Genomic DNA, 7126 nt, shown 5'->3' with positions numbered 1-7126 from the left:
TGTCGTCGACGGGGGCGGCCCGGGGTGCGGTAGCCCCGCTGTGCGGTCAGCCGCCCTCCTCGTTGAGGAGCTTGGTGGCGGGCGGCCGGGGCCGGGCACCGTGCCATCGCAGCCTGGCCGCCCAGCACGTTCGTTGACCCGGTATCAGTTGGGTGAGAACACCCGGATCAGGCACTCGTTGATGTCGTCGATCGCGAACGGCGCGGTGGGGTACGTCCCCTCTTCGTTCTCGGGCAGGGAGTCCTCGATCGGGCTGTCGCCGTGCCCTGCCGTGCACACCGGGTGTGCGGTGCCGGGTCCGCCGGCGAGGGTCTTCTGGTAGGTGATCTCGTGGCGCCAGTAGTCGCCGAGGTCGTAGGTGTAGCCCATGATGCTGCCTTCTTGGGGGAACGCGTCGCCGACGAGGACGGTGTCCTCGTCGGCGGCGTCCAGGTCGCACCAGTGGGGGGCGTAGGTGCGGCGGTCGGGTCCTTGGAAGAGGTGCAGGTGGTCGTCGTCCCAGTCCAGGACGGTCCGGATGACCTCGTGCAGGTCGCCGAGGGTGAGGGTGGGACGTACCAGGACCCGGCGCCATACACCCCAGCCGGTCAGGGAGATCTTGAGTTGGTACACGCTGGGCTGTGACTGTTCGGCGCCGCTGCGCGCCAGATGGTCGGCGAGGGCCGCGGCATCGGGGTGGTCGCTGCCGTGCAGGGCGGTCAGGCGCTCGGGTCCGGTGGCGCCGGGCAGGTCGTGGAACCGTTCGAGCAAGCGTGCCGGGTCGTCGCCGTGCCAGGCCGCGGCGCACTCGTCGACCGCCAGCCAGAGCAGGTCCTGTGGGCTGAGTGCCTGCTGCGTGGGGTCGTCGTCCCACAGTATCCGGCGGGCCGGGGGGCCGAGGACCGGGTGGGCGGTGGCTCGGTGCCACGGCTCGTCGGAATCCACGGGGAGTTGGGCGGCGAGTTCGAGGGCGAGTCTGCGCTGCGGGGTGTCCGCCTGGCCGGCTTCGGCGAGCAGGCCTTGCAGCGCGGTGTCGGGGCCCTGGACCTCGATCCATGGCCAGATCGCTGGGTAGGGGTCGCGGGGCGGGCGGCGCTGAAGCTCTCCCAGCAGGTCGGTGGTGCTCATCCGCGGTGAGATCTGTGCCGGGCGCAGTTGCTCTAGTGCCCAGCTTCCGAGCGGGGTGAGGCCGCGGTTGCTATCGGCCGCCCCCGCGTCGACAAGGAAGGTGTGGAGCTGCTCGAACTCGTGCTCTTCCTGAGTCCAGAGAAAGGAGCAGCGCCAGGACAACGGCCACTGGCCGCCGCGTGTCATCTCGAGGATGCGGGCGCTGACGCAACCCGCGTCCCCGGGGTCGTCGGCGGTGGACAGGGCGAACAGCAGGACGGCGATGCAGGTGGCGTGCTCGTCGTCGTCGCGCGGCCGTTCTGTGCCTGCGCCGAAGGGGATGGCTGCCGACAGGGCGTCGAGCCAGCGTCGCACCACGGTCTGCGGCGGCAGCTTCGGCCAGTCCAACTCCGCTGCGGCGCCGTGGCCCCGCCCGCCGTCGACGATCACGAAACCGCCCGCGCGGGCGAAGCGCCACACCATGCCGAGCTCGGGAATATCGGCGGCACGACGCACCCGGCCTGGCGTGGGGATGCCCAGTTCGGCGGCGGCCTCGGGGGCGTCGGAGGGTTTCGGCATGCCCGTCGGGGTCAGTGCCCGTCCCGGACCGAGCCAGGCGGCGAGGGTTCGGGCGCGCGAGGCTAGCCGGCAGGAGCCGGCGGCGAGGGCGAGGGCGGGGGACGGGGACGTTGACGCGGTCATCGCGGCAGCCTAACGGGCCCGCACCACGGCGGTGCGGGCGTTACCCTTCCGGTGTGACGGCGGCCCGTTCCCGCTCACGCCGTGCGCCGGGTCGCTGTCAGCCACGCCAGGTCGGCCGCGGCCTTGTCGCGTGCGTGCGCGGCACTGGTGAACAGCGTGTCGGTTTTGGTCAGCACCAGGGTATAGGGGCGCCCCTGCCGCCGGGTCTGGTGGCGCACCGGCAGCTCCGCCGCGTCGATCCGGGAGTGCACGTGCCGGCGTCCGTCTTTCGCCAGCGGCCACTCCAAGGTCCGCTGCGTCCGTGAGCCGAGAAACGTCCCCAGCCTGTCGCAGAGGTCGCACCCACATCCGGTCCATTCGATCGACCAGTCGTCTTGGTCGCGTGGCGGCGTCGCGGCGATCCGGCCGAGCCGCTCCGCGCAGCCCCGGGCGATCTGGTCGAGCCCCGCCGCCCCGCGCGCGTCCGCCAGGCGCAGCGCCGGCATCAGACACTCCAGTACGGTGTCCTCGCACTCGCGCAGCGTTCCCGTGATCTCGTCGTACAGGGTGTCGTCGGCCGCTTCCAGCAGCCGCGCCAAGGGCGAGCTCAGGATCTCCAGCTGTCGCCGGCGGACATCGCGGTGCGCGGTGGTGGTCCAGAGCCGGAGCCGGCTGTCCAGCCAGCCCCAGGCCCCGGCGGCCAGGAGCTGTGCCACGTGCGGGCTCCCGGTGGCACGCAGCGCCCCGCACAGCCCCGGCAGCGTGGTGTCGGCCCACTCGGACAGGTCGGATCCGTACGGGTCGCGCTTCGACCCGAACCACCCGTCGACGACGGTCCGCGTCCACTGCTCGCCGTACAGTTCGGCCGCTGCCGCCAGCCCGGCCGCGTGCTCCTGCGCCAGCAGCTCCACACGGAACGGTTCAAGCAGCATCGCCGCAGTCCCGGCGATATCCAGGCCCACTGCCACATCCAGGGCTGCCGGAAGCAGTCCTGCCTTCGTTTCCAGCTGGGACCAAAACGGCGCGAGTGACTGTGCCGCGTCACGTGCGCCCGCCAGGTCTCCGGCGTCGATGCGGTCACGGAGGTCACGCAGGGCCCACCGGGACCCGCCCTCGGCACGCGCTGCGAACGCCCTCTCGCGCGGCCACACGACGATCGCGGCCCGCCGGTACCACCGGTCCAGCGTGTTGCCGTAGTTGCCCATGTAGCCCTCGTACTCGGACTGGTAGGGGGTCAGGCCCGTGTTCGGGGTGGCGGCACACACCTCGTCGTCGCTGACGCGCAGCGAGATCGGTTCACCGTCGGCGCCGTCCGGTCCGGTCCACCAGTCGAGGGTGATCTCGTCGTCGATCAGCTCGTTGAGTTCGTAGTCCTCGGGATCCTCGTTCGGGCCGTCGCCGGTGTCGTCCTCCTCCTCTTCCTCTTCGTCCTCGTAGCAGTAGTCGTCCCATGGGTCGCTGCCGGAGGGCAGAGCGTCCCAGGTCTCCTTCACCTCGGCGAGTGCCAGCACCGTCTCGCATCCGGCCTGCTCCGCCGCGGCGCGCAGCAGCGCGGCGCGCTCCGCGTCGGCGCCCTTGAGGCGCTGCCAGTTCAGGCCCCGCTGGGTGTACTCGTGGTCGAGGAGGAAGACCAGCCGGTTCGGCGGGGGCAGGACGCGGCGTGAGTATCGCGGGGTGACCAGCGTGCTGAAGTGCTCGGTCAGGCAGCCGCCGGCTCGGCGGCGGGGCCGGCCTCCACGGCCGGGGAACCGGCGTCGGTGAGCAGGTTGAAGGTGAGGGTCTCCCGGTAACCGGACCTGACCGGAGTCACCTGGTGACGGCAGTCGGCGTAGAACGCGATGAGGGTCAGCTCGTCCTTCGACGCCCGGTAGGCGATGCTCTCCCCGCCGTGCTCGATGACCAGATCCCCGCCGGTGTGCGCCGAGGGCAGGGACACCACCAGGGTGCCCACCATCGCGTCGTCCTTCTCCGAGTCCTGGTGGGGGAGGAAGAACTGCCCTTTGCCGTATACCAGCATCGAGTGCAGTTCGGCACGGAGACGGGACCCGCGTGGAAGCCCGAGCTGGTCACGGAAGTGTTCCAGCGCGCTGTCGAGCAGTGTCGGCCAGCCGGTTCCGCCCAGAGTGATCTGGTCCGGGGTCAGCTCCCAGGTGTCCCGGACGCTAGGGTCGGCCAGCGTCTCCTCTCCTCGCCCGAACTTCGCCGGCCGCGCCACCGCGATCAGCTTCTGCGCCAGGGGGGCGCGGAGCGGAAGTTTCACCGGCCCGACACCGGACACCTCGAGCCGGAGCAGGTCCGCTGGTGCCGACAGCTGAGCGCTGAACGATCCGGTGGGCGCGGAGCCGCTCGCAGCTCCGCCAGCCGTTCCCTCGCGGTCTTCGCCATGCGCCCCTCACTCCCGTCTGTCCCGCACCTGCAGGGATGTCACTCTATCGGCGGCGGGGCACCAGCCAGATGGGAACGGTCCTGACCAGCGGTTTCCCGGTTCCGGGCCTGTCTGACCCAGGGGGGCGGTGACACGGGCGCGGTGCCTGCTGCTTCGCAGGCGCTGTCGGTTCGCGTGGGCCGGTCGCTCGTTTCGGTGAGCTGCATCTTTCAGTTGCGCGACAAACCGCAGCGCTGAGGCCATGCTGGCCTTGCCGCACCACAGCACGGCGTGATCCGGCGCCGTACCGGCCCTGGCCTTGGGAGACAAGCACGTGGCCCATCACGTTCCGCTGGACGTCGACGACGTGATCGAGGGCGTGGTCGATCACCTGCTGCACGTCAGTTACGACGAGCGCACGGTGCTTCGGCTGACGTCCACGGGGGACGGTGGGGAGAGCGTCACCGCGGTCGGCAAGGCGCTCTTCGGGGTCCAGCCGGGAGAGAGCCTGCGCTTGCGCGGATCGTGGGCCCACCATCTGCGTTACGGGCGACAGTTCAGAGCCGAGCGCTGTGAGCGTACGGTGCCGGCCGACGAGCGGGCGATCCGCCTCTACCTTGCCTCGGGCATGATCCGCGGGATCGGGCCGGCCCTGGCGGCGGCGATCGTGGACACCTTCCGCGAACAGACGTTGAAGGTCATCGACGCCGAGCCGGAGCGGCTGCTGAATGTCCACAACATCGGTGAGATCCGGCTCGGGCGGATCATGGCAGCCTGGCAGGAACAGAAGGCCATCGCCGAGATCATGATGTTCCTGCAGCAGTTGGGGATCACTCCCGGGTTGGCGGTGAAGATCTACACCACGTACGCCGACACCGACGACGACCCGATCGATGTCGTCCGCCGGAGCCCCTACCGACTATGTCGGGACGTGTATGGCGTCGGCTTCGTCAACGCCGACAAGATCGCCCTCGCCGTCGGGGTCCCCAAGCACAGCGAGGAACGGCTCCAGGCCGCGCTGCTGCATGAGCTGGACCAGGCCGGCGGCCAGGGCCACTGCCACCTGCCCGTCCACGTCCTGCTCGCCCGCACCCGCCAGCTGCTGTCCGACGACGACCCGGCCACTGCGGAGATCCTCGACGACGTGGTCCTGCGCCACGCCCTGCAGACGCTGTCCGGGCAGGGTGAGGTGGTCACCGAGAGGCTACCGCTACCCGTGATGGACGGCACCGACGCGGTGGCGGACACCGAGATCGCCCTGCTCGCGCGCCGGCATCGCGACGAGACCCAGCTCGCCTGGCACGTGCGCCGCCTGCTCGGCTCCTCGCCCGCCCTGGCCGACCTCGCGGACTGGGGGCAGCGGTTGACCGCGCTGACCACGGCGGAGACGGCCGGGCTGACCGAGGAGCAGTACCAGGCGATCCATACCGCGCTCACCCGGTCCCTCTCCGTGCTAACCGGCGGCCCGGGCTGCGGCAAGACCCACACCCTGCGCACCCTTGTGGAGGTGGCTGACGAAGCCGGGGCGGTCGTCGCCCTGGCCGCGCCGACCGGGAAGGCCGCCAGGCGCCTGGAAGAGACCTGCGGACAGGCTGCGATGACCGTGCACCGCCTCATCCGGCCACCCGACGGGGACTCCCTCTTCGACCACGCCAGCATCCTGGAGACCGCCGACCTGGTCGTCATCGATGAGACCTCCATGCTCGACCTCGCCCTGGCCCGCAAGCTCTTCGCCGCCGTCCGCGAGGGCTGCCACCTGGTGCTGGTCGGCGACACTGACCAGCTGCCCAGCGTCGGCCCCGGATGCGTCCTGCGCGACCTGCTTGAGGTGGACGCAATCCCGCGCACCCGGCTGACCAAGGTCTTCCGGCAGCACGACGACAGCGCCGCGATTGTGATCAACGCCTACCGCATCCTGCGCGGCGACCTGCCTGAGGACGACCCCAGAGCCTTCTGGAACCGGCCCATCCCGGGCGCGGAGGACATCGCCCAGCGCGTTGTGGAGCTGGTCTGCGACGTCATGCCGAAGCACCTCGAGGTCCGGGCCGAGGATATCCAGGTCCTATGCCCGGGCAAGAAGAACCTGGCAGGCATGACTGATCTCAACCTGCGCCTCCAGCAGCGCCTCAACCCACCCGCCGACCACAAGCCACAGCACTTCCACGACGGATGCGCCTTCCGCCTCGGCGACCGCGTTCAACAGGTCCGCAACAACCCCCACCGCGGCGATACAGGCGTTTTCAACGGCAGCAGTGGCACCGTCACCGGCGTCGACGTCGAAGCCCACCAGCTCACGGTCACCTTCCCCGGCGGCGAGACGGCCACCTACCCCTTCACCGACCTCGACGAACTGGTCCACGCCTACGCCCTGACCGTCCACCGCTCCCAGGGCAGCGAGTACCCCTACGTCGTCATCCCCATGATCAACGCAGCCGGGATGATGCTGCTTCAGCGCAACCTGCTCTACACCGCCGTCACCCGCGCCCGCGACGGCGTCATGCTGATCGGCCAGCGCGAAGCCGTCGAGCGGGCCGTCGCCAACAACCGCACCCAGCGCCGCAATACGGCTCTCACCCACCGCATCACCCACACCGCAACACTGCCGCCGCGACCCCAGACACCGAACGGTCAGCTCGCCTGGGACTGAGCGCACAAAGGCCCATCCGCAGGGCGCACACGTGTGTTGGCCGGCTGCCCTCTTCCCCGCACCGCAGGCGCTGGTCACACTGCTGAACGGAAGTCGACGGAGGGGGACTCGCGCGATGGCTGCTGGACCGGGACGCCGCTCAATCGCCCGCCGACACAGGGCTGACGAGGAGGTGGGCGCACTGTGACCGGTTGCACGCGGTGGAAGGACATCCGGGCCGAGCATGTCGAGCGCGCGGGCGGTGAGGCGGCGGTGGTCGAGGGTAAGCGGGAGCTGTCGGCTGAGGTGCTCGGGCATCGTGTGGGGCTCGGAAAGTCATCGTCGCAGGTCAAGCGGCATACCGGTAT

General features: G+C 70.5%; 4 protein-coding genes. 1 reads left to right on the top strand and 3 read right to left on the bottom strand.

The annotated features are described in order from the left end of the window. Positions 1 to 144: 144 nt before the first annotated feature. The 3 genes from VXC91_RS40580 to VXC91_RS40570 form a co-directional block, all read right to left on the bottom strand. Positions 145 to 1788, bottom strand: coding sequence for a plasmid pRiA4b ORF-3 family protein (locus VXC91_RS40580; protein ID WP_329512381.1), 1644 nt, complete (start codon positions 1786 to 1788; stop codon positions 145 to 147). A 74-nt stretch (positions 1789 to 1862) separates the two neighbouring features. After that, positions 1863 to 3278: a hypothetical protein gene (locus VXC91_RS40575; protein WP_329512380.1), complete on the bottom strand. Its 1416-nt coding sequence runs from the start codon at positions 3276 to 3278 to the stop codon at positions 1863 to 1865. A gap of 188 nt (positions 3279 to 3466) precedes the next feature. Then, positions 3467 to 4027, bottom strand: coding sequence for a 2OG-Fe(II) oxygenase family protein (locus tag VXC91_RS40570; RefSeq protein WP_329512379.1), 561 nt, complete (start codon positions 4025 to 4027; stop codon positions 3467 to 3469). A 439-nt stretch (positions 4028 to 4466) separates the two neighbouring features. Here VXC91_RS40570 and recD2 point away from each other — a divergent pair, with 439 nt between their 5' ends. Beyond that, complete coding sequence (gene recD2, locus VXC91_RS40565; RefSeq protein WP_329512378.1) at positions 4467 to 6779, top strand: SF1B family DNA helicase RecD2; 2313 nt, start codon at positions 4467 to 4469, stop codon at positions 6777 to 6779. Positions 6780 to 7126: the final 347 nt, after the last annotated feature.

Origin of the sequence: Streptomyces chiangmaiensis (assembly GCF_036281785.1) — a bacterium.
Taxonomy (GTDB): Bacteria; Actinomycetota; Actinomycetes; order Streptomycetales; family Streptomycetaceae; genus Streptomyces; species Streptomyces chiangmaiensis.
The sequence above is the reverse complement of the archived record's forward strand: the minus strand, read 5'-3'. Positions and strand labels throughout refer to the sequence as shown.

What these genes read in the sequence shown, in the direction of transcription:
- VXC91_RS40580 (WP_329512381.1), bottom strand. Translation starts at nt 1,788, where the DNA reads ATGACCGCGTCAACGTCCCCGTCCCCCGCCCTCGCCCTCGCCGCCGGC.